This is a genomic window from Curtobacterium sp. MCJR17_055 (assembly GCF_003224335.1).
Classification (GTDB): Bacteria; Actinomycetota; Actinomycetes; order Actinomycetales; family Microbacteriaceae; genus Curtobacterium.
In genome coordinates this window covers 385,360-405,267 of sequence record NZ_QKLF01000002.1, presented here as the reverse complement: position 1 = coordinate 405,267, position 19,908 = coordinate 385,360, and the positions used below count along the sequence as shown (strand labels likewise).

17 protein-coding genes and 1 pseudogene are annotated in these 19,908 nt (G+C 68.2%); 9 read left to right on the top strand and 9 right to left on the bottom strand.

The genetic code is table 11. From position 1 onward, the window contains the following. Positions 1–13 precede the first annotated feature (13 nt). The 5 genes from DEJ16_RS05975 (at position 14) to DEJ16_RS05955 (ending at position 5,003) form a co-directional block, all read left to right on the top strand. Entirely contained in the window at positions 14–586 is a 573-nt protein-coding gene (locus DEJ16_RS05975) for an NADPH-dependent F420 reductase (RefSeq protein WP_110826188.1), read from the top strand. Further along, positions 583–1,446 carry an SDR family oxidoreductase gene (locus DEJ16_RS05970; RefSeq protein ID WP_110826187.1) on the top strand — a complete coding sequence of 288 codons (864 nt, stop codon included), beginning with the start codon at positions 583–585 and terminating at the stop codon, positions 1,444–1,446. Before DEJ16_RS05975 ends, DEJ16_RS05970 begins: the two co-directional genes overlap by 4 nt. A gap of 197 nt (positions 1,447–1,643) precedes the next feature. Further along, positions 1,644–2,267 (top strand): TetR/AcrR family transcriptional regulator, encoded by a 624-nt coding sequence (locus tag DEJ16_RS05965; protein ID WP_110826186.1) that lies wholly within the window; start codon positions 1,644–1,646, stop codon positions 2,265–2,267. Beyond that, positions 2,264–3,961, top strand: coding sequence for an MDR family MFS transporter (locus tag DEJ16_RS05960; protein ID WP_110826185.1), 1,698 nt, complete (start codon positions 2,264–2,266; stop codon positions 3,959–3,961). The genes DEJ16_RS05965 and DEJ16_RS05960 overlap by 4 nt, the downstream gene beginning before the upstream one ends. A gap of 121 nt (positions 3,962–4,082) precedes the next feature. Then, a complete protein-coding gene (locus tag DEJ16_RS05955) occupies positions 4,083–5,003 on the top strand; it encodes an alpha/beta hydrolase (RefSeq protein ID WP_110826184.1) in 921 nt (306 codons plus the stop codon). Between the two features lie 38 nt (positions 5,004–5,041). Here DEJ16_RS05955 and DEJ16_RS15715 read toward each other — a convergent pair whose 3' ends face one another. Beyond that, positions 5,042–5,287, bottom strand: coding sequence for a hypothetical protein (locus tag DEJ16_RS15715; RefSeq protein WP_181419476.1), 246 nt, complete (start codon positions 5,285–5,287; stop codon positions 5,042–5,044). Positions 5,288–5,420: 133 nt separating this feature from the next. Here DEJ16_RS15715 and DEJ16_RS05950 point away from each other — a divergent pair, with 133 nt between their 5' ends. Both DEJ16_RS05950 and DEJ16_RS05945 read left to right on the top strand, forming a co-directional pair. Continuing rightward, the gene (locus DEJ16_RS05950; protein WP_181419475.1) at positions 5,421–6,608 is read left to right on the top strand and encodes a sensor histidine kinase; all 1,188 of its coding nucleotides are present in this window, start codon (positions 5,421–5,423) and stop codon (positions 6,606–6,608) included. Next, positions 6,605–7,264 carry a response regulator transcription factor gene (locus DEJ16_RS05945; protein ID WP_110826182.1) on the top strand — a complete coding sequence of 220 codons (660 nt, stop codon included), beginning with the start codon at positions 6,605–6,607 and terminating at the stop codon, positions 7,262–7,264. The genes DEJ16_RS05950 and DEJ16_RS05945 overlap by 4 nt, the downstream gene beginning before the upstream one ends. A 74-nt stretch (positions 7,265–7,338) precedes the next feature. Here the strand turns inward: DEJ16_RS05945 and DEJ16_RS05940 are convergent, their stop codons facing one another. The 6 genes and pseudogenes from DEJ16_RS05940 to DEJ16_RS16110 form a co-directional block, all read right to left on the bottom strand. Further along, the gene (locus DEJ16_RS05940; RefSeq protein WP_110826181.1) at positions 7,339–9,468 is read right to left on the bottom strand and encodes a hypothetical protein; all 2,130 of its coding nucleotides are present in this window, start codon (positions 9,466–9,468) and stop codon (positions 7,339–7,341) included. Continuing rightward, positions 9,465–11,924 carry a glycoside hydrolase family 2 TIM barrel-domain containing protein gene (locus DEJ16_RS05935; RefSeq protein WP_110826180.1) on the bottom strand — a complete coding sequence of 820 codons (2,460 nt, stop codon included), beginning with the start codon at positions 11,922–11,924 and terminating at the stop codon, positions 9,465–9,467. The genes DEJ16_RS05940 and DEJ16_RS05935 overlap by 4 nt, the downstream gene beginning before the upstream one ends. A gap of 65 nt (positions 11,925–11,989) precedes the next feature. Then, positions 11,990–14,260 carry a glycoside hydrolase family 3 N-terminal domain-containing protein gene (locus DEJ16_RS05930; protein WP_110826179.1) on the bottom strand — a complete coding sequence of 757 codons (2,271 nt, stop codon included), beginning with the start codon at positions 14,258–14,260 and terminating at the stop codon, positions 11,990–11,992. After that, positions 14,257–15,468 carry a family 1 glycosylhydrolase gene (locus DEJ16_RS05925; protein ID WP_110826178.1) on the bottom strand — a complete coding sequence of 404 codons (1,212 nt, stop codon included), beginning with the start codon at positions 15,466–15,468 and terminating at the stop codon, positions 14,257–14,259. The genes DEJ16_RS05930 and DEJ16_RS05925 overlap by 4 nt, the downstream gene beginning before the upstream one ends. Before the next feature lie 73 nt (positions 15,469–15,541). After that, the gene (locus DEJ16_RS05920; RefSeq protein WP_110826177.1) at positions 15,542–16,018 is read right to left on the bottom strand and encodes an MFS transporter; all 477 of its coding nucleotides are present in this window, start codon (positions 16,016–16,018) and stop codon (positions 15,542–15,544) included. A gap of 22 nt (positions 16,019–16,040) precedes the next feature. Beyond that, positions 16,041–16,784, bottom strand: a pseudogene (locus tag DEJ16_RS16110) (MFS transporter); the annotation flags it as partial. A 311-nt stretch (positions 16,785–17,095) separates the two neighbouring features. Between DEJ16_RS16110 and DEJ16_RS05910 the strand changes: the two are divergent. Further along, the gene (locus DEJ16_RS05910) at positions 17,096–17,683 is read left to right on the top strand and encodes a TetR/AcrR family transcriptional regulator (RefSeq protein WP_110826176.1); all 588 of its coding nucleotides are present in this window, start codon (positions 17,096–17,098) and stop codon (positions 17,681–17,683) included. 50 nt (positions 17,684–17,733) lie between these two features. On the opposite strand, the gene DEJ16_RS05905 is transcribed toward DEJ16_RS05910, so the two are convergent. Further along, positions 17,734–18,567: an amidohydrolase gene (locus DEJ16_RS05905; RefSeq protein ID WP_181419473.1), complete on the bottom strand. Its 834-nt coding sequence runs from the start codon at positions 18,565–18,567 to the stop codon at positions 17,734–17,736. A 62-nt stretch (positions 18,568–18,629) separates the two neighbouring features. Continuing rightward, positions 18,630–19,049 (bottom strand): hypothetical protein, encoded by a 420-nt coding sequence (locus DEJ16_RS05900; protein WP_110826174.1) that lies wholly within the window; start codon positions 19,047–19,049, stop codon positions 18,630–18,632. Positions 19,050–19,245: 196 nt separating this feature from the next. Here DEJ16_RS05900 and DEJ16_RS05895 point away from each other — a divergent pair, with 196 nt between their 5' ends. Next, a complete protein-coding gene (locus DEJ16_RS05895; protein ID WP_110826173.1) occupies positions 19,246–19,839 on the top strand; it encodes a TetR/AcrR family transcriptional regulator in 594 nt (197 codons plus the stop codon). Positions 19,840–19,908 lie beyond the last annotated feature (69 nt).

The following is a 19,908-nucleotide window of genomic DNA, read 5'->3' as shown; positions in this document are numbered from 1 at the left end:
AGGAGCACACATCATGACCAGCATCAGCATCCTCGGTACCGGCAACATGGGCACCGCGATCGCCTCCGTCTTCTCCGACGGCGGCGCTACCGTCGAGTCGATCAAGCACTCCGACGAGCCCACCTCCTTCGCCGGCGACATCGTCGTCCTCGCCGTCCCGTACGCCGCCCTCCCCGAGATCGCCGACAAGTACAAGAGCGTCCTCGCCGGCAAGACCGTCGTCGACATCACCAACACCGTCGACTTCGCCACCTTCCAGCCGGTCGTCTTCGACGCCGGCAGCGGTGCCGCGGACCTCGCCGCCCGCCTGCCCGAGTCGCACGTCGTCAAGGCGTTCAACACCAACTTCGCCGGCGCGCTGGCCACGAAGAGCGTCGGCGGCAAGAAGACCGCCGTGCTCATCGCCGGCGACGACGCCGACGCGAAGGCCGCTCTCCGCGACGCGATCACCGCCGGTGGTCTCGACGCCTTCGACGCCGGCCCCCTCGCCCGCGCCCACGAGCTCGAGGGCATCGGCTACCTCCAGATGGGCCTCGCCGTCTCCGAGCAGATCAGCTGGACCGACGGCCTCGGGGTCATCAAGTGACGATCGCCGTCACCGGCGCGACCGGCAACCTCGGTCGCCTGATCGTCGGACACCTCCTCGCTCGTGGCGTGACAGCCGACGACGTCGTCGCCATCGGCCGGAACGCCGAGCGCCTCTCCGCGCTGTTCGCTGACTCCGGTGTCCGCACCGCCGTTGCCGACTACGCCGATCCGGCGGCCCTCGCGTCCGCGTTCGACGGCGTCGAGACCCTGGTGCTCGTCTCCGGCAGCGAGGTCGGTCAGCGTGTGCCGCAGCACACCAACGCCATCCGTGCTGCGGAGCAGGCCGGCGTACAGCACATCGTCTACACCAGCGCTCCCCGCGCCGATACGTCGACGCTGTTCGTCGCTCCTGAGCACAAGGCCACCGAGGACCTCCTCGCGGCCTCGCCCGTCACGGCGACCGTGCTCCGGAACAACTGGTACAACGAGAACTACGAGCAGGCCTTCGCCCAGATCGCCGCGACCGGCCAGTGGCTCGCCAGCAGCGGTACCGGACGGATCGCTTCGGCGGCTCGCTCCGACTACGCCGAAGCGGCCGCCGTCGTCGCTGCGACGGGTGCCCACCGTGGCGAGACGCTCGAGCTCGCCGGTGACACCGCCTGGGACGGCGCGGAGTTCGCCGCGACCGCAGGCCGCGTCCTCGGACGTGACGTCGCGTACGCCGACGTCTCGTCGCAGGAGCACCAGCAGGTTCTGGTGTCCGCCGGTCTCGACGAGGGCACCATCGGGTTCCTCGTCGGCCTCGACGTAGCCGTCGCCGACGGCGCCCTCGACGGCCCCTCCCCGGTCCTCTCCACGCTGATCGGTCACCCGACCGTGACACTCGAGGAGACCTTCCGCAGGCTCCACACGGCCTGACCCATCCGCGGAACGACAACGCTCCGTGGTGCCGGACGACAGACGGCACCACGGAGCGTTCTCGTGTTCGTGACACCCGCCGCAGGTTCGGAAACTCCCCGTCAACGGGCCGCGCAAAGGACTTGCACTTTCGTCTTGGAAGTGCAAAACTGCAGAGCGTGAAGACATCTGAGCGGACCCGACTGCTTCGCCGTCGCATGATCGCCACAGCCCGTCGTCGAACGATCTCCGATGGGCTGAACGGCTTCACCATCGAGCAGCTCTGCGAAGAAGTCGGCGTGTCCCGTCGCACCTTCTTCAACCACTTCGCCTCCAAGGAGGACGTCGTACTCGGCATCGAACTCGGCGTCGAAGACGGCCTGCTGACCGCGTTCGCTGCCGGAACGGCCGTCGATCCAGATCTCGCCCCCATCGATGCGGCAGTCGCCCTGGCCATCGAGCACCTGCACGTCGTCGGCCTCGACCGCGGCGAAGAATCCCTCATGCGGGACGTGCTGGATCGCGAGCCGTCCCTCGTGGCCCGGTTCGTGTCCGCGACCGACCGGCAGATGGAGCTCGTCGGGGACGCCCTGCGCTCCCGGTTTGGATGGACCGAACCGACCGACGACCGCGGACGCCTGGTCGCCGAGATCGTCGGCGCGCTCCTCAAGGCGACCGCCTGGCGGTTCTTCGCCGACGAGGACGGACCACCGTTCGAAGACACCCTCTGGACCAACTTCCGCCTCGTCACGGCGATGGCGACCTCGGACGGCGCAACCGTCCCGACCAGCACGCCGCTCGGAGCGGCCCACTCGACAAACGAACTGGAGCACACCCCATGAGCTCGACCAAGAGCGCGACACGAGCAGGACGGTCAGACGGACCGCTCCTGCTCACCCAGCGCCGCATCTGGACCATCTTCTCCGCACTCATCGCGGGGATGCTGCTCTCCAGCCTCGACCAGACCATCGTCTCGACCGCGATGCCGACCATCGTCGGCGAGCTCGGTGGTGTCGCGCACCAGGCGTGGCTGACAACGGGGTACCTGCTCGCGTCGACGATCGTGATGCCGATCTACGGCAAGTTCGGTGACGTCCTCGGACGCCGGAACCTGTTCCTCATCGCGATCGCCCTGTTCACGATCGCCTCTGCCGGGTGTGCCTTCGCCGGCGACTTCACACAGCTGATCGTGTGGCGTGCGGTGCAGGGCCTCGGTGGTGGTGGCCTGATGATCTTGTCGCAGGCGATCATCGCGGACATCGTCCCCGCCTCCCAGCGCGGCAAGTACCTCGGCCCGCTCGGTGCGATCTTCGGCCTCTCCGCCATCGGTGGCCCGCTCCTCGGTGGCTTCTTCGTCGACCACCTCACCTGGAACTGGGCGTTCTACATCAACATCCCGGTCGGGATCGCCGCGTTCTGCATCGCTTGGTTCGCGCTGACCCTGCCGACCAAGAAGGCCGAGAAGAGGATCGACGTCCTCGGCGTGCTCCTGATGTCCGCAGCCACGACGTGCCTGGTGTTCTTCTCCGAGTTCGGCGGAAACAAGGACCACGGCTGGGATGCGCTCGAGACGTGGGCCTGGTTCGCGGGCCTCGTCGTCGCCGCTTCGTTGCTCGTGCTCGTCGAGACCCGCGTCGAGGACCCGGTGCTCCCGATGTCCTTCTTCCGCAACCGCACCTTCCTGCTCGCGACCGGCATCGGTCTCGTGCTCGGTATCGGCATGTTCGCCGCCATCGGCTTCGTCCCGACGTTCCTGCAGATGGCGTCCGGCACCTCGGCCGCGGTCTCGGGTCTGCTGATGCTGCCGATGATGGTCGGCCTCATCGGGACCTCCATCGCGTCCGGCAACCTGATCTCGAAGACCGGTCGCTACCGCGCGTTCCCGATCGTCGGCACGATCCTCGTCGCGGCCGCGATGCTCTGCCTCACGCAGCTCGCCGCGGACACTCCGATCTGGCTGATCTGCGTGTACCTGTTCGTCTTCGGCGCGGGCCTCGGCCTGATCATGCAGGTCGTGGTCCTCGTCGCGCAGAACGCGGTGCCCGCATCGCAGGTCGGGACCGCCACCTCGACGAACAACTACTTCCGCGAGGTCGGTGCATCACTCGGCACGGCCGTGTTCGGTGCACTGTTCACCGCACGGTTGACCACGTCGCTGACCGACGTGTTCCGCGGCGCCGGCGGTTCCGCGACCGATGCCGCGTCCTCGGCGGGCAGCATCGACCCGGCGACCGTGGCGAAGCTGCCGGAGGCGGTACAGGACGGCATCGTCAACGCGTACGCCGACTCCCTCGCGCCGGTGTTCTGGTACCTGCTGCCCTTCATCGCCGTGGCGTTCCTGCTCGCCCTGTTCCTGCCGCAGATCAAGCTCTCCGACACGGCCGGCATGGTCGCTCGTGGCGAAGCCATCGGCGGTGCAGAAGCCGACGAACTCGAGAAGGCGCGACAGGACGCCACCGCCGGTGGCCACCCAGCCGCAACGGCAGCCCCCTCAGTTCCCGACTCCGTCCGATCCGGGGCGCTGCGCGACGAGTAGCCGGGACGCAGTGAGGAGGGCGCTGCGAGGCGCCCCCTCACTCCGTCCGTCGGACGCACCAGCGAGGACGCTCGACCCGCAGTCACATCAGCAGCCCCGACCGAATGAGAGAGAGCACATCATGGCCGCACCCCTCGGCATGCGCGTCCGGACCTGGGCGATGTCGACCCTCGTCACCCGCATCATCCGGGCACCGAAGGTGGAACTCACTTCCCGTGCCGTTCCCGACAACGAGATCGTGCACGTCCCCACCCGTCACGGTTCGATCCGCTGCTCCATCACGCGGCCTCCCGCTGACGCCCCCCTCGCCGCGAACGGTGCCACGCCGCCGGTGGTCATCAACACCCACGGTGGTGGGTTCGTGATCGGGAACCCGCTGCAGGACAACCACCTCGCTCGAGGGATCGCGGGCGAAGTGGGCAGCGTCGTCGTGAACGTGGACTACAGCACATCACCGAGAGCCCGGTTCCCGCAGGCGTTGGAGGAGTGCTTCGACGTGCTCACGTGGGTCGCCCGCTCCGGGGAGACCATGGGGTGGGACGGTACCCGGATCGCGGTGACCGGCAGCAGCGCTGGTGGGAACCTCGCCCTCGGCACCCTCACGCAATCGACACGCGAGCACGGCCCTGCTGTTCGCGCTGCCGCCCTCATCGTTCCCGCCGTGGACCTGTCGATCCCGCCCGCCGGAGCGACCTTCCTGACCGAGAAGCCGTTCGTCAACGCCGCGATGCTCGAGATGGTCGACGCGGCCTACCCGCTGCCGAGCACGGACCGCAAGAACCCGCTCGTCTCGCCCGCTTTCCTCCCCGAGGCGGAGCTCCGCGCACTGCCACCGACCCTGGTCGTCACCGCGGAGTACGACACGCTCCGTCCCTCGATCGAGGAGTTCACCGCGCATGCTGTGGAGGTCGGTGCGCCGGTCGAGACCCGACGGTTCGACGGGGTCGATCACGACTTCTACTACGCCGGCTCCACCCCGAAGGCGACGCTCGACACGCTCATGGCCGCGTTCACCACGCACCTCCTCGAACACCTCCGCTGACCCGCGCGCTCCAGGGCATTGCAGCGCGGGCGGGCTCGTCAGCGGGAGATGATGCCCCGCGCTGCGCTCTCGAGGAGCATCGACGTGGCCAGCACCATGAAGCCCGCGAACCGTAGCACCGCGCTCGTGGTGGCGACCGCTGCCCAGAGCGGCAGCAACGGCACGCGCGCGATCGTCCCCGCTCGAGAACGGTGGATCTGCTGGTCGTACCCATCGTCGAGCTCCGCCGGCGTCGAGACGAACATCGCCGCCGTGGCGAGTGGTGCGGGGAGAAGCGTGGTCATGAGGTGTCCCTTCATCGGTGCGACTGGTGAACAGCATCAGCGCAGCGACACCCGCCGGCGTCGTTCCCCGGAACTGGAGAACCTGATGCAGATGGAGTACATGTTCGGCACCGGCCTCCCTCAGACTCAAGGGATGACCGTTCCGACGCCCAGTGTGTCCGCGACGCCGCGCCCGCTGTGGCTGCGCGCGCAATCTGTGCTCGAGCGCCTCCCGCTGTGGGTGAGCGTGACCGCGATGATCGTGGAACTGGTCGTCATCGTCACCGACGGCGATGGTCTGCTCGCCGGTGTCGGCGCACTCGTGACCCTCACCGGAGCGCTCGTCGCCGTCCGACTGCCGCAGGTCGGTCTCGCGTTGACGATGGCTGGCGTCGTCGTGGTGATCGTCGGAGGGCGGGACCCGATCGGTGAATGCACCGTCGTGGTGTTCGTCCTGTTCGCACTCACCCTGCGCGGCTTGCCGCCCACGCGCAGCACCGGGATCACGGCGCTGGCGATGGCCGTCATCTTCGGACTCGCGAGTTTCCTGTCCGCCGGCCGCGCGGTCGGTCTCGACGCCGTGGCGGTCATCGTCGCCGTCGTCGCCGGTGGTGCGGTGGGCGCGGCGCTGCGGCTGCAGCGCCAGTACTGGGAGTCACTCGAGCAGCGCACCCGCGACGCGATCGCGACGCGGGAGGCCGAAGCTGAGCGGCGAGTGGCGGAAGAGCGGGTCCGCATCGCCCGTGACCTGCACGACATCGTCGGCCACCAGGTCGCCGTCGTGAGCATGCACCTCGGCGCGGTCGAGGTCACCGCCGGCCGTGACGAGGCCGCGACCCAGCGGTCGCTGGTCGCGGCGCGCACAGCGGTGCAGTCGATCCTCAGTGACACGCAACGGACGCTGGCCATGCTCCGCAGCGACGACGCCGACGACGATCACGCGGGGCGCCCGACACCCGGCCTGTCGAGCATCGACGAGCTGGTCTCCTCGTTCCGGGACGCCGGCCTGTCGATCGACGTGCAGATCACCGACCAAGCTCGCCGAGCGCACGAGGCCGTCGGGGTGACGGTGTTCCGGGTGGCGCAGGAAGCGTTGACCAACGCGCACCGGTACGGTACCGGGGAGGCCGCGCTGACGGTGCTGACGGACGAGGCTGACCTGATCATCAGCGTCACGAACCCGGTCGCGTCCACGCCGCCGACCGCCCACGGCAGCGGGTACGGACTCGTCGGCATGCGCGAACGCGTCGAGTCTGCTGGCGGAACCCTGCAGCTCGGCGCCGACGATGATGTCTTCACCGTCACGGCACGGATCCCATGGAACGAAGGAGCAACCCCGTGACACGCGTGCTGCTGGTCGATGACCAAGAGATGATCCGGCTCGGACTGCGCACCATCATCGACGTGCACCCGGACTTCGCCGTGGTCGGTGAAGCAGGGGACGGGTTCGCCGCCCTCGCGTTCCTCCGGGACCACGATGTCGACCTCATCCTCATGGACGTCCGCATGCCCGGGATCGACGGCGTCGAGACGACGCGACGCATCCGGGAGCGGATCCCGTCCGAACAGACCCGCATCGTCGTCCTGACCACCTTCGAGCACGACGACACCGTCCTCGCCGCGCTCCGGGCTGGCGCGAACGGGTTCCTCGGCAAGGGCGTCGGACCAGCTGAGCTGATCGCGAGCCTGCAGGAAGTCATCGGCGGGGGAGGTGCCCTGTCCGCAGCTGCCTCTGCCGCGCTCATCGGGCACGTCACCGACAGCCCGAGCCGCGTCATCGACGCCGACCTCGCCGACCGGTTCACTGCCCTGACAGCCCGCGAACGGGACGTCGTCCTCAGCATCGCAGAGGGCCACGACAACGACTCCATCGCAGCGGAGTTGTTCGTCTCACCGTTCACCGTGAAGACCCACGCGAGCCGTGCGATGGCGAAGGTCGGCGCCCGCGACCGGGCCCAACTGGTCGCCTATGCCTACCAAGCCGGTCTCATTTCCTGAACCGGCCGGCCTCGTCGCCTGAAGCGGTACCCGCCGAGGGAGGAAGTTCCGGGCCTGCTCAACGAAACGCGGCATCACGGCCAGGGCAGGAACCCCTCGGCTTGGATCATCCACCCTTCCTTCGGGAACGATCCCGTTAAGGCCATGAGCGACACAGCGGCGAGCAACGACCCGTTGCCGGGCAGGTATACGGGCAGGATCGAACCGATCTGTGCGTTGTGACCAACTGCGGAGTACGTGTTCTTGGCCTCGTCCCTGAGCAAGGCGTCGACGGCGAGATCCAGCTGTCCGGTCCGTGTAGCAGTCATGGCCATGACCGGGAAGTCCCACCCCCAAGCCGAAGACCAGTCCCATGCCTCCCACACGCTCGTGAGCGTGGCGGCCATCAGGTCCTGATCGACGATCGGTGTCGGCGGCAGGAGACCGAGAGCGGCGAGGAGCGACGGGTGGTCGTCTCGCCGGAGATACGGATCCGTTGCGATCGCGGCGTAATGGCCGTCCAGGATCCGAGGCACAGCCAGTCGGGCCTGAACATCGGCCCAGTCCGCTCTCCGCGGGCGTCCTGACCGCTCCTGCCAACGCTGCGCGAGCTCCAGTCCCCACCACCAGTACACCAGCTCGAACGTCGGGTCCTCCGCCGTCGCAGTCTCGTAGAACTCCTGGGCAGGCATCAGGGGTGCGGGGAGGTGGAACACACCGTCGCGCTCCTCGACGAACGACGCCATGAACGCGGCCGTGTCGTCTACGACCTGCGTGAAGTCGTCGAGGAGCTCCGCGTGGTGGTCACCTGCGGAGCTCGTCCACAGCAGCTCCAGCAGGTAGAGCAAGTGCGGCTGCTGCCAGATGAGGAGTGAGCCGGTGGGATCTGGGCTTTCACGTCCGTCCGGTCCGACCTGCTTCGGCCACCGCAGACCCTCGTACCCCTGCATCCGGGCGGTTTCCCGGGCTGAACCAGCGATCGACAGGTACCACGGGAGGCTCCGTGCGAGGAGTTCCGGCCTGCCCCAGGTGGCGAAGTGGGCTCCATGCCACAGGTGCATCTCGAGGTGGAACTTGCCCTGCCATGAGTTCGTGACGAGCCCCGTCTCCTGGGGAGGGAGGGTGCCGGCTGCGTGCACGGCGGTGAGGTACTGCGACAGCACCACGCGCCGCTCGAGCTCGCGGGCTCGTCCGTCCGTGCTGCCCGTGAAGTCGATCGCAGCACCGGACTGCCAGAACTCTGCCCAATGGTCGGCCGAGTCGGCAGCGACGACGGAGAACGGGATGCGCTCGTCGACCGGTTCGCCGGCGGCGTCCGAGCTGAAGGTCGCGACGATCTCGATCCGCTCGGCGTGCGACGACAACTCGAACGTGTGGGGTTCCGCTGCGGTGGTCAGCCCTGCCGAGCTGTGGCCGAGCAAGACGTCGTAGCTGGTGCCGTCGATCTCACGACGGAGGCGTGTCGTCCCTGGGTCGCTCGGCAGGACGTTGGTGGTGTGTCGGTCAGGATGCGCCCAGTCGTCCGTGTGGAAGAAACCGTCGCTCGGGTACGGGAACCGGACGCCGACCCGCAACAGACCTGCGTTGATCAGCGCAGACTCGACTCGGAACGCGACGGTGGCGGTGGTCGGCGAGGCGACGGTGGTCACCGTGACCCGTTCGCCTGCGAACTCGAACGTCGACGTGATCGTTCCGGTCCAGAGATCGAGGCGCTGCGACGGGTCCTGCAGGCCAGTAGGGTCATCCAGCCATGGGCTGTCTACCGTCTCTCGGAGGAGCAGACCGATCCGTCCCAGGTCGATCCGTTGCGGATTGGCGTTCAGCCATGCGCCGGCGAGATGGTCTGCAGGGAGCGTGCCCTGCATGGCGGCCTGCATGTCGAACTTGTCGGCGTAGCGCACCGTGCCCCGGCTGGTGGTGTGCTCGCTGAGGGCGTCGTCCAGCACGAAGCCGTTCGGGTTCGGCATCTCGTGCCAGCCCCAGTTGCTCATCGTGGCCGTGTTGATCACGGTGGGTCCGCGTGAGGCGGCCCCAGGGTCGCCTGCTGCTGTGGCGCGAGCCATGGCGGCGAGCGGGTCGTGGAACGTCGCGAACGTCTGCATCCCGGTGATGTCGCAGGTGTACGCGAAGTCACCGTTCCCGACGGTCAGGACGTGGTCGGGACGCGCCTCGGTGAGATGCACGTCGTGACGGGTGACGAGCGCGTGGCGGTCGATGCCGGTCATGGGCACTCCTGCGATGTCACGGTCACGGTGACGGGTGCCAGCCCAGCCGAGGTGGCGGTGACGGTGATCGGGCCTGCACCGGTCGGTCGGACGACCGCGAGGATCCGGCCGTCGAACGTGTGGTGGGTGTCGGTGTCGTAGCGTTCCGGGTTGTCAGGGCGGGCGCTGCCGAACCCCTGGAGTACTCCTGGGCCCTCGACGGTCACGGTGACGGGTCGGTTCTCGGTCGTCGCCAGGATGCCCTGCTCGTCGCGGATCTCGATGGTGACGAAGGACAGGTCGGTGTCGTCCGCACGGATCGTGGTGCGGTCCGGCACGACGTCGAGACGCCGTCGCTCCGAGGCGGAGACCACCTGACTGCGGGAGTGTTCTCGTCCGCCGGTGTAACCGATCGCGGTGATCTCCCCGCGTGCGTACGGGACGTCGAATCGAGCGAGGAATGCGTGATCTCGGCCGGCGGGCTGGCGGCCTGCCGAGACTCCGTTGACGAGGATCTCGACCTCGTCGGCGTCGCTGTAGACCTCCACCTGTGTCATCGTCCCGTCAGGCACGTCGAAGGTCCAGCTGGAGAGGGTGTCGCTCCACGCCCACATGCCCTGACTGGTCGGACGGCCGAAGTGCTCGGGACGGAGAACGGCGATGTACGGTTCGTGGCGCAGACCGAACACCGTCTCCCGGTAGTAGGAGATGGTGCGGCGGTGACCGCTGATGTCGATGTCCCCGACCCAGGCCGTGATCCAGGGGAAAGGAGCCTCGAACGCGGGCGGCTCGTCGGTGTACTGAACGCGGCCGATACCGACTTCGCCGAGGTAGTCCCACCCGGCCCAGGTGAAGTCGCCGAGGACGTGCGCGTTGTCCTCGACGAGTCGCCAGTACCGGGCGATCTGCGGTGGGAAGGTCTCACTGCCCACGATCACCCGGTCCGGGAACAGGTCCTTGTCGACGACGTAGCGCGCGTCGCCGTAGTTCAGCCCTGCTACGTCGAGGACGGAGAATGACTCCTCCGTCTTCGACGTGACGAGCGGGGACGCGCTCACCTGGTTCATGAAGTCGGCCGCGGAGTTCATCAGGCCGTTGACACCGCCGTCGGCTCCGCCGGCCTGGTCGCCACCGCGGGCCTGCATCATCTGGACGACGTCGCGCAGCACCGAGACGAAACCGTTGATCCCGTTCGTGACGAACCGGGTGTGGTCGAGGGACCGGACCTTCTCCGCGAGTCTGCGGCCCCACTCGGATCCCAGGGGATCACCGGTCTCGAGGATCTCGTTGCCGATGGAGTAGAAGACGACGCTCGGGTGGTTGTGGTCCTTCGCGACGAGCGCCTCGACGTCGCGCTCCCACCATTCGGGGAACGCCAGGGCGTAGTCGAAGGTGGACTTCCCCTCCGTCCACATGTCGAAGGTCTCGTCCATCACCAGCATCCCGAGGCGGTCACAGGCGTCCAGCATCGCCGGGCTCAGGGGGTTGTGGGAACTACGGATCGCGTTGAAGCCGGCGCGCTTCAGGATCTCGATGCGACGTTCTTCTGCTCGTGCGATCGTCGCAGCACCGAGGATCCCGTTGTCGTGGTGGACGCAGGCGCCGCGGAGTTTCACGCTCTCGCCGTTGATGCGGAGGCCGTGTTCGGGGTCGAGTTGCAGCGTGCGGACACCGAACGGCGTCTCGCGGACGTCGAGCGGTTCGGCGTCGTCCTCCGTGCCTCCCGACGTGACGCGCGTTGTGGCCCGGTACAGCGTCGGCGTCTCCACGCTCCACAGGGACGGTCGCGTGACGTACAGGCGCTGTCGTGCGACCGCTGAGCCACCCGCCCGCACGGTCACCGGCGAACTCCCACGTGCTACGACCGCCCCCGTCGCATCGGTGATGTCGGTCGCGACGACGACGGTCCGCGTACCGGCACTGTCGTTCCTGATCTCGGCGGACACTTCGACGACAGCGCGCGCGGGTTCGATGTCCGGGGTCGACACCCGGAGCCCGGCCGGTGCGATGTGGACCAGGTCGGTGACGTTCAGGGTGGTGTCGCGGTAGATCCCCGCGCCGGTGTACCACCGCGAGTCGTCGTGGGTGCGGGCATCGACTCGGATCGTGTTGGCTTCCCCGTAGCGCAGGTACGGGTCGAGTTCGACCACGAAGGTCGAGTAGCCGGACGGTCGTTGTGCGGCGAAGGCTCCGTTGACGAACACCATGGCGTCCCGGTAGACGCCCTCGAACTCGACCGAGACGCGCTTTCCCCGGTACTCCGCCGGCACGTCGAACACCTTCGTGTACTCGTACGCTCCGCCGGGGAAGTAGGCGCTGCGTCCACCCTGGGGTTCGTCAGCCGAGCGCTCCCGCGTGATCGTGGCGTCGTGGGGCAGCGTCACCGGGACCCCGGCGTCCTGCGGGTTCTGGAGTTGCGCGTACGGGCTGACCTTCGGCCGGACGGTCCAACCCAGGTTGAAGGAAGTGGTGGTCATGCGAGTTCTCTCTGTCGTCCTTCGGCCTCGATCGCTCGAGGCGGTACCAATCGCTGCGTCGTCGGCTAGACGACGATGAGCTCGGTCGTGAGCGCTGCCCGCGAGCTGCCTCCGACCCAGATGTCGAACACGGTGGCGTCCTGGACCCAGCCCCCCGTGACCGCGCTCCAGTAGCGGAGCTCGTCCGGGCCGAGCGTGAAGGTGACGGTCTTCGTCTCTCCGGGACCGAACGCCAGGCGCCGGAACCCCTTCAGCTCCTGCACGGGCCGGGAGGACGTGCCGTGGCGCTGGTGGATGTAGAGCTGCACCACCTCGTCCGCGGCGCGGTCGGAGGCGTTCGTGACCTGCACGGAGACGGTCGCCGTGTCGCCTCGAGCGACCTTGTCACGATCCGTCCGCAGCTGGTCGTAGGTGAAGCTGCCGTAGCTGAGTCCGTGTCCGAACGGGTAGAGCGGGGTCGACTCCTCGTCCCAGTACCGCTTGTCCTGGTCCTCGGGCTGGAAGGTCCGGAGGTGCGAGTAGACCATCGGCACGTGACCCACGTGGCGGGGCCAGGTGAACGGCAGGCGCCCGGCCGGGGACACGTCCCCGAAGACGACGTCGGCGACGGCGTCACCACCGCGACTGCCCGGATACCAGGCCTGGAGGATCGCCGGGACGTTCTCGTCCGCCCACCGCAGGTCGAGCGGTCGGCCCGACATCACGACCAGGACGACCGGCGTGCCCGTCGCCGCGATGCGCTGCAGCTGCTCGAGTTGCCGGCCGGGGAGGTCGAGCGTCGACCTCGAGGCGTTCTCGCCGATCTGGTTCTGCCGCTCCCCGACGACCACGACGGCGACGTCCGCATCCGCCGCGATCGCGACCGCGCGATCGATCTCCGCGTCGTCGTCGTGGTCGCCCGGCGTGTTCACCACGGTCGGGTCCGAGCGATCGAACATCGACGCGAACTCGCGGGACGGGATCCCCGCGCCCGGCGCGAACCAGACCTCGCCGTCCGCTCGCGCCGTGATCCCCTCGAGGATGCTGACGGTCTCGTCCGTCCCATGAGCGAAGACCCAGGGGCCGAGGGTGTCGCGCTTGCTCTCGGCCAGTTGCCCGATGACGGCGATGGAGCCGGCGGTGCTGGCGGCGAGCGGTAGGGTGCCGTCGTTCTTCAGGAGTACGATCGTCCGTTCTGCGGCGACCCGCGCCAGTTCGCGGTGGTGCTCGGTCGACAGGATCGCGTCGCTGGCCCCGGCGTCGACGTACGGGTGCTCGAAGAGCCCCAGGGCGAACTTGACCGCGAGGATCCGGCGGACGGCGGTGTCGAGGACGTCCTCGCTGACCAGCCCTTGGGCCACGGCGTCCGGCAGACGGGAGAACGCCGGGTCGAACGTGCACATCTCCATGTCCAGCCCGCTGGTGATCGCCCTCACAGCGGCCTCGGTGGGCGACGCCGCGAAGTGCTGGGTCTCCATGGACTTCACCGCGTTGGCGTCGGAGACGACGAAACCGTCGAAGCCGAGGTCGTCCCGGAGGAGGTCCGTGAGCAGGCGCGCGTTCCCGCTCGCCGGTACGCCGTTGAAGTCCATGTAGGCGCTCATGACGTTCTGCGCACCGGCCTCGATCGCCGCTCGGAACGGAGGCATGTAGACGTTGTGGAGTTCGGAATCGGACACCTCCACGTCGTCGTAGTCCCGGCCACCGCGAGCGGCGCCGTAGCCGACGAAGTGCTTGGGACCCGCGAGCACGTTCTCGGAGCCGAGATCGCCCTGGAATCCACGGACTTGCGCTGCGGCGACGGCCGCTCCGAGGTACGGGTCCTCGCCGGCGCCCTCGATGATCCGACCCCAGCGAGCGTCTCGGGCGATGTCGACCATCGGTGCGAACGTCCAGTGGATGCCGACAGCGCGGGCCTCGCGTGCCGCCGCGGCCTGCGATGCGCTGATCGTCCCTTCGTCCCAGGACGCGGCCATGGCGATCGGTAGCGGGAAGATCGTCCGGAGTCCGTGGATGACGTCGAACCCGAAGAGGAGGGGGATCCCGAGGGGTGCGGTCTCGACCGCGAGCTTCTGCAGCCGATTGGCCATGTCGGCCCTGGTCACGAACAGGACGGAGCCGGCGTGGCCGGCGGCGATCGCGTCCTCGACCATCTTCGGTTGCCGGAGGTACGCCTGGTGTTCCGGGGGGAGCGAGTCGATGTCGAGGTCTGCCGGTGGCTCGCCGAACCCCGCCAGGTAGAAGTACTGGCTGAGCTGGCCCGCCTTGTCCTCGACGGACATCCGGCCGAGGAGGTCGTCGATTCGTTCATCGACGGGTCTCGCTGGGTCGAGGTGGGGAGCAGGGTACGTGCTCATGGGGTCGCTTCCAGGTCCACGGCGTTGCTGCGGGCGATGCCGCCCAACCAGGCGAGGCTCGGTTTGGGATGGCGGGAGAAGTCGGAGCGGTCGACGGCGATCAGTCCGAAGGTGGGTTCCCAGTGGCCCCACTCGAAGTTGTCGAGTGCCGACCAGTGCAGGTACCCGCGGACGTCGACGCCGTCGGCGACGGCCGCGAGCAGACCCGCCAATGCGCCTGTGGTGTAGGAGATCCGCTGGTCGTCGTCCGCCGTGGCGATGCCGTTCTCGGTGACGAGCGCCGGCACACCGGCGACGTCGGCTGCATGGCGCAGGGCGATGCCGAGCGATTCCGGCCGGTAGGCGTCACCGGTCAGGGTGTTGTCGGGGTGCGGGGCTGCGGTGACGAGACCGTTCTCGTCGACCTCGCGGGTGGAGTACGCCTGCACTCCGATGAAGTCGTCGCCGCGAGCCGCCTCCAGGTAGAGGTCTTCGCGTGCGTAGCGCTCCCGCTCGAGGTGCTCGGCGTTCTCGGGTGTCGCCCACAGGTTGAGGCACGCGACTGTCCACCCGACGTTCGCGTCGGTCCGCTGCCGCAGCACGTCCCGCGCGGCGTGGTGCGCCTGGACGAGCCGCTGCCCGACCTCGAGGGTCGGTGCGGGGATGACGACTCCCTGCCGGGTCTGCACGGTCGGTGTGGCGAACGCGGGGACCGCGTCGGGGTTGATGGCTCGGGACATGAGCACCATCAGCGCGAGCATGTTGGGCTCGTTGATCGTGCAGACCCACTCCACGCCGTCCAGGATCTCAGCGACGCGGGAGACGTACGCCGTGAAACGGGCGATGGCTGTGTCGCCGAGCCAGCCGCCTTCCTCGACGAACCACCGCGGCGCCGTGAAGTGGTGCAGGGTCACCACCGGAGTCAGGCCGAGCCCGATCGCCGTGTCGATCATGCGCCGGTAGTGCGCGAGTTCGGCGACCGAGAACTGGCCCGGCAGCGGCTCGATGCGCGCCCACTCGACGCCGAAGCGGTAAGCGGTGAGGCCGGCGTCGGCCAGCAGCCGCATGTCCTCCTCGAAACGGTGGTAGCTGTCGACCGCGTCACCGCTCGGCCCGAAGTGCGGCATCATCTGCTCGTACGTCCACCAGTCGCTGTTGATGTTGTTGCCTTCGACCTGGTGCGGCGCGGTCGACGCGCCCCAGAGGAAGGACGTGGGGAGTGTGCTCATGGAACGCGGTCTTCTTTCGTCGTGGACGGTGGACGGTGGATGGTGCCGACCCGTCCCGGCGGTCGTGTCGGCGTCACCGCGGGACCTCGATGCTCGTGGTGGACTCGAGTGAGCGCCGGCCGAGGCTGATGGGCAGGATCGCCGCGGCACCGAGAACAGCACAGACGCCAGCAACGATGTAGACGGCCGTGTAGTTGCCGACCGCGATCGCCACCACGGCACCTGCCAGGAAGGGGCCGACGGCCTGGGGAATCTGGTTGGCGAGGCCCAGCGTGGACAGGAACCGTCCGTTCTGGTCCTCCTCCTGCGGGAGGACGTCCAGCTGGACTGCCTGGTCGACGGCGCCGTAGACGCCGATCGCGAAGGACCCGAGGATCGAACCGAGGACGAACTGCGGGATGCTGCCCGTGGTGCCGACGATCAGGGCGGCGACGCCGATGAGCAGCGCACTGACCAAGAGGAAGGGCTTGCGGCTCCCGACCTTGTCGGACACCCAACCCGAGCCGATCGCTCCGATGATGGAGGTGGCCACACCGGCGACTCCGGTCAACCACTCCTCCGACTGCTGCCGCGTCCAATCCGAGGCGCGACGTGAGCAGGAACACGGAGTAGATGCTCGTGAATGCGAGGGAGAGGAAGACGAGCGCCTTGCTGAGCCACACCCACCCGAGGTTCGAGTACTTCCGCGGGTTGAACCAGAACCCGTTGAAGATCTCGCTCATCCGGACGGCGACCTTCGGAGTGGTGACGACCTCGTCTCGCATCACGAGGACGAAGACGAGGCCGCCGATCAGCGCGAGGGCGCCGGGGACGAGGAACATGGCAGCGGGGGACTCGTGCAGTTGTGTGGCGACGAGGATGCCCATGATCGGGCCGATGTAGGTGATGGATCCGTTCAGGCCCATGACGCGGCCGCGCTGGTTCTCGGGGAGTTGGTCCCCGAAGAACGCGAGGATCATGATCGCGGTGATCGTGTACCCGATGTAGGCGACGGTCCACCCCGCGATGAGCGCACCGAGACTCGGAACGACGGCGATGATGACCGAGCCGGCGGCGCCGGTGGCGATCCCGGCCAGCAGCCACGGCCGCCGGCGCCCCCAGGCGGAACGCGTTCTGTCACTCAGGACGCCGACGAGTGGCGTGATGAGGATGACGATCGCGCAGGGGATGCCGATGGCGAGCGACAGCGCGGTGTCACGGGACTCCGGCGCGAGGTCCTGGATGCGAACCGCGAGCGAGTAGGACGACGGCGCCACGAAGGCGATGTACAGGGTGAGTTGTGCGATGAGGGCCGGCAGGATGCGGCGCTTCGGCATCCGCCCCTGGTCGCCTCGTGCGGATGGAGTGGAGCTCGCCATGCCCAGCTCCTCGGCAGCACGCTCGAAGGCGGCTCCCGCGGTGCCCGAGGCGTTGGGGGGAAGGGACGTCGGATCGGGCGCGTCTGTCATTTCATAACCTCGTTGTTGTGAAGAAGAGAGCCAACTCGCGGTCCGCCGGACGGAGGAACGTCGCACCACAGCGAACGACGCCAATCTAGCGACCACTAGATAAGACCTAGTGGTCGCTAGATTAGCGCGGCTCCTGCTGCGAATACAATGGGTCCGGACAACAAGTCAGGGAGTAGCACGTGACGACAGCACCCCCCGGGGAGAAGCGGGCGCAGACCCGTCTCGCTCCCGAGGTCCGGCGGCGCCAGATCGTGACCGAAGCCACGCGGCTGATCTCGGTCGCCGGCTTCAACGCCGTGTCCCTGACCGACGTCGCTGACGCGTGCGGTATCCGCGGCCCCTCGGTCCTCCATCACTTCCCGTCGATGAACGACCTGCTCGCGGCCGTGCTGGCCTACCGGGACGAGGTCGACTCGACGGACCCGCCCGCCTCGGACGCGATCTCCACGCCGGATTCGGTCAAGGTCTTCCTCCGGGGGAGGGTGCTGCGCAATCTCGAGCGCGGTCAGCTCGTCCGGCTCTACGTCGTGCTCGGCGCGGAGGCGGTCGATCCGGCACACCCTGCTCACCAGTACTTCGTCCGACGAGAGCAGTCGACGTACGAAGGCTTCGAGCGACTGGTCCGGTGGAAGACGCACCCCGACCTCGCTGCGCGGGAACTGCTCGCGTTCTGGACCGGGCTCGAGCGCCAATGGGTCATGGACCCGTCGGTCGACTTCCTGGCGGTCTGGGACAACTTCGCGGACCGGTTCTTCGTCGCGTCCTGAGTGTCCGTGCGCGAGCCGCACGACTTTCGGTGTGGACGGCCCCCAGCGGATCACGCTGGGTCGACACCGTCCGCAGCACCGGCACCGGGGGTCCACCGCAGGATCCGCTCCGCGGTGCCGCCGAGGACGGCATGGCGCTCCGCGGCACCCAGCTCGGGGTTGTCACGGACGGCGTGGAGCACCTCCGACCAGCGCAACCCGGGGAGCGCGGTGTGGTCGCCCGCCCACATGATGCGTTCTGCTCCGAAGGCGTCGAGCGCGCGGCGCAGGTGGGGACGCGTCCCGAGGAACGGGTACTGCTCTGACCCGAACACCACCTGCTCGTGGCTCCACTTGAGGGCGACGTTGCCGTGTTCGGCGAGCGAGAGGACGGCGTCGAAGGGGTGCGTCCTCCCGTCGCCGGGCTCTGCGCTCGGCGACGGGACCGGCAGTCCGGGTTGCGGCATGCCGCAGTGGTCGATGACGACCGTGAGGGCCGGGAACCGACGAAGGTACCCGCGGAGGAGGGCTGTGCGACCCGGAGTGTAGACGAACACCGGAAGTCCCACGTCGGCGGCGAGGCCGAAGAGACGGTCGCAGGATCCCTCGGCGAAAGCCCTGGCGGCCCCCTCCGACCACGTCGGCAGGACCCGGAGCGCCTTGACGTGGGGTTCCGCCGCGAGCGCGGGGACGAGCCATGACAGACCGTCGTCGTCCGGATCCACACGCACGACGGTCGCGAAACGGTCCTCGTGCAGGAGCGCGGCGGTCTCGGCCGTCGGGAAGGCGCTGCGCCAGGCTCCGCCGGGCAACCGTCGGCCGGGCTCGAAGAAATCCGGGTGCCCGTACGGGTGCCGTGCCCAGAACTCGTCCACGAGGACCGAGTCGATGCCCAGTGCGTCCATGGAAGCGAGGGTGGTGTCGATCTGGCCTGGCCCCAGGTGCAGCTGCGAATCGATGATCCGCATCACAGAGACCCCGCGGTCACCAGTTCCAGCTTGACGACCATCGGCTTGTCGTACCCGGGGGCGTCGGCGAAGTGGTTGAACTCCGTGACCGGGATCACCACGGTCGCCTCCGGGCCCGCGCCCTTCGGCGTCATGGACATGCGGTAGGTGTGCGCGGTGACACCGTCAGCGACGATGCAGCGTTCGATGACGCCCATCTCCATGTCGTAGGCATCGCGGAACCCCTTCATCTTCGACTGGTACGCGCTGAACACCTCCGGAGCATCCCCGCTCATCGCGATCATCTCCGCATCGGGGTGGTACAGCTCGTTCGACCACGCGACCCAGTCCGCGTACCCCGGCTTCCACGCGTCCCACGCCTCGTACAGTCGATCCTTCGCCCGCTCCGAGAAGCTCTTGGTCATGACGCTCTTGTCCATGGTTGCTGTCCTTTCATCCGGAAGTCGATGAACCGAGCGTTCCAGCGGAACACCTGGCGTACCTAGTCCGAGTGGAGCGGCCGATCTCATCGGAAGGGAGTACGCACGGAACACGTCCGGGTCTACGATCCGCGATCGAACACGACCGACCGGGCGCGGGCCTGGCGTCCTGACACCGGTGGCTATGCTCGATCCCATGGCGGAACGGGGCGCGTACGCGAAGGGCATCGAGAAGCGCAACGCGATCCTGGCGACCGCGCTCGAGGTCATCGCCGCGCGGGGGTTCCACAAGACGACGGTGCGTGACCTCGCCGAAGCGGCCGGTACGAGCACGTCCGGCCTGCTGCACTACTTCGGGACGAAGGAGGAGCTCTTCATCGAGATCCTGCGTCGGCGCGATGCCGACGCCGCGGCACAGGAGCCACCAGCCGTCCCGGGTGAGATCGAGGGGCTCATCGACATCGGCAGGCGGAACGCCGAGGTGCCTGGGCTCGTGCAGCTCTACGCGCAGTTCTCGACGGCCGCGGCGGAGGAAGGCCATCCGGCTCGACCGTACTTCCAGGAACGTTTCGCCGAGTACCGGGAGCGGATCGGGAGGATGGTCGTCGCTGAGCAGGCCGCGGGGCGCATGCCCGCCTCCCTCGATCCCACGCGGTTCGCGACCATCCTCGCCGCGGTGACGGACGGCCTGCAGACCCAGTGGATGCTCGACGAGTCGATCGACATGTCCGCCCACATCCGGTACTTGTTCGAACTGGTCGGAGCGGATGTGGAGCACGGTCGGTCCTGAAACCAGGACAACGTTTGAGTTTGAAACTCGAACGTTGTACGGTATCGAGGCACGCTCACCGTAGAGCGC

Coding starts and splice junctions, on each gene's coding strand:
- DEJ16_RS05960 (WP_110826185.1), top strand. CDS start 2,264: ATGAGCTCGACCAAGAGCGCGACACGAGCAGGACGGTCAGACGGACCG.
- DEJ16_RS05950 (WP_181419475.1), top strand. CDS start 5,421: ATGACCGTTCCGACGCCCAGTGTGTCCGCGACGCCGCGCCCGCTGTGG.
- DEJ16_RS05925 (WP_110826178.1), bottom strand. CDS start 15,468: ATGAGCACACTCCCCACGTCCTTCCTCTGGGGCGCGTCGACCGCGCCG.
- DEJ16_RS05965 (WP_110826186.1), top strand. CDS start 1,644: ATGATCGCCACAGCCCGTCGTCGAACGATCTCCGATGGGCTGAACGGC.
- DEJ16_RS05940 (WP_110826181.1), bottom strand. CDS start 9,468: ATGACCGGCATCGACCGCCACGCGCTCGTCACCCGTCACGACGTGCAT.
- DEJ16_RS05935 (WP_110826180.1), bottom strand. CDS start 11,924: ATGACCACCACTTCCTTCAACCTGGGTTGGACCGTCCGGCCGAAGGTC.
- DEJ16_RS05930 (WP_110826179.1), bottom strand. CDS start 14,260: ATGAGCACGTACCCTGCTCCCCACCTCGACCCAGCGAGACCCGTCGAT.
- DEJ16_RS15715 (WP_181419476.1), bottom strand. CDS start 5,287: ATGACCACGCTTCTCCCCGCACCACTCGCCACGGCGGCGATGTTCGTC.
- DEJ16_RS05905 (WP_181419473.1), bottom strand. CDS start 18,567: ATGGACGCACTGGGCATCGACTCGGTCCTCGTGGACGAGTTCTGGGCA.
- DEJ16_RS05955 (WP_110826184.1), top strand. CDS start 4,083: ATGGCCGCACCCCTCGGCATGCGCGTCCGGACCTGGGCGATGTCGACC.
- DEJ16_RS05975 (WP_110826188.1), top strand. CDS start 14: ATGACCAGCATCAGCATCCTCGGTACCGGCAACATGGGCACCGCGATC.
- DEJ16_RS05895 (WP_110826173.1), top strand. CDS start 19,246: ATGGCGGAACGGGGCGCGTACGCGAAGGGCATCGAGAAGCGCAACGCG.
- DEJ16_RS05900 (WP_110826174.1), bottom strand. CDS start 19,049: ATGGACAAGAGCGTCATGACCAAGAGCTTCTCGGAGCGGGCGAAGGAT.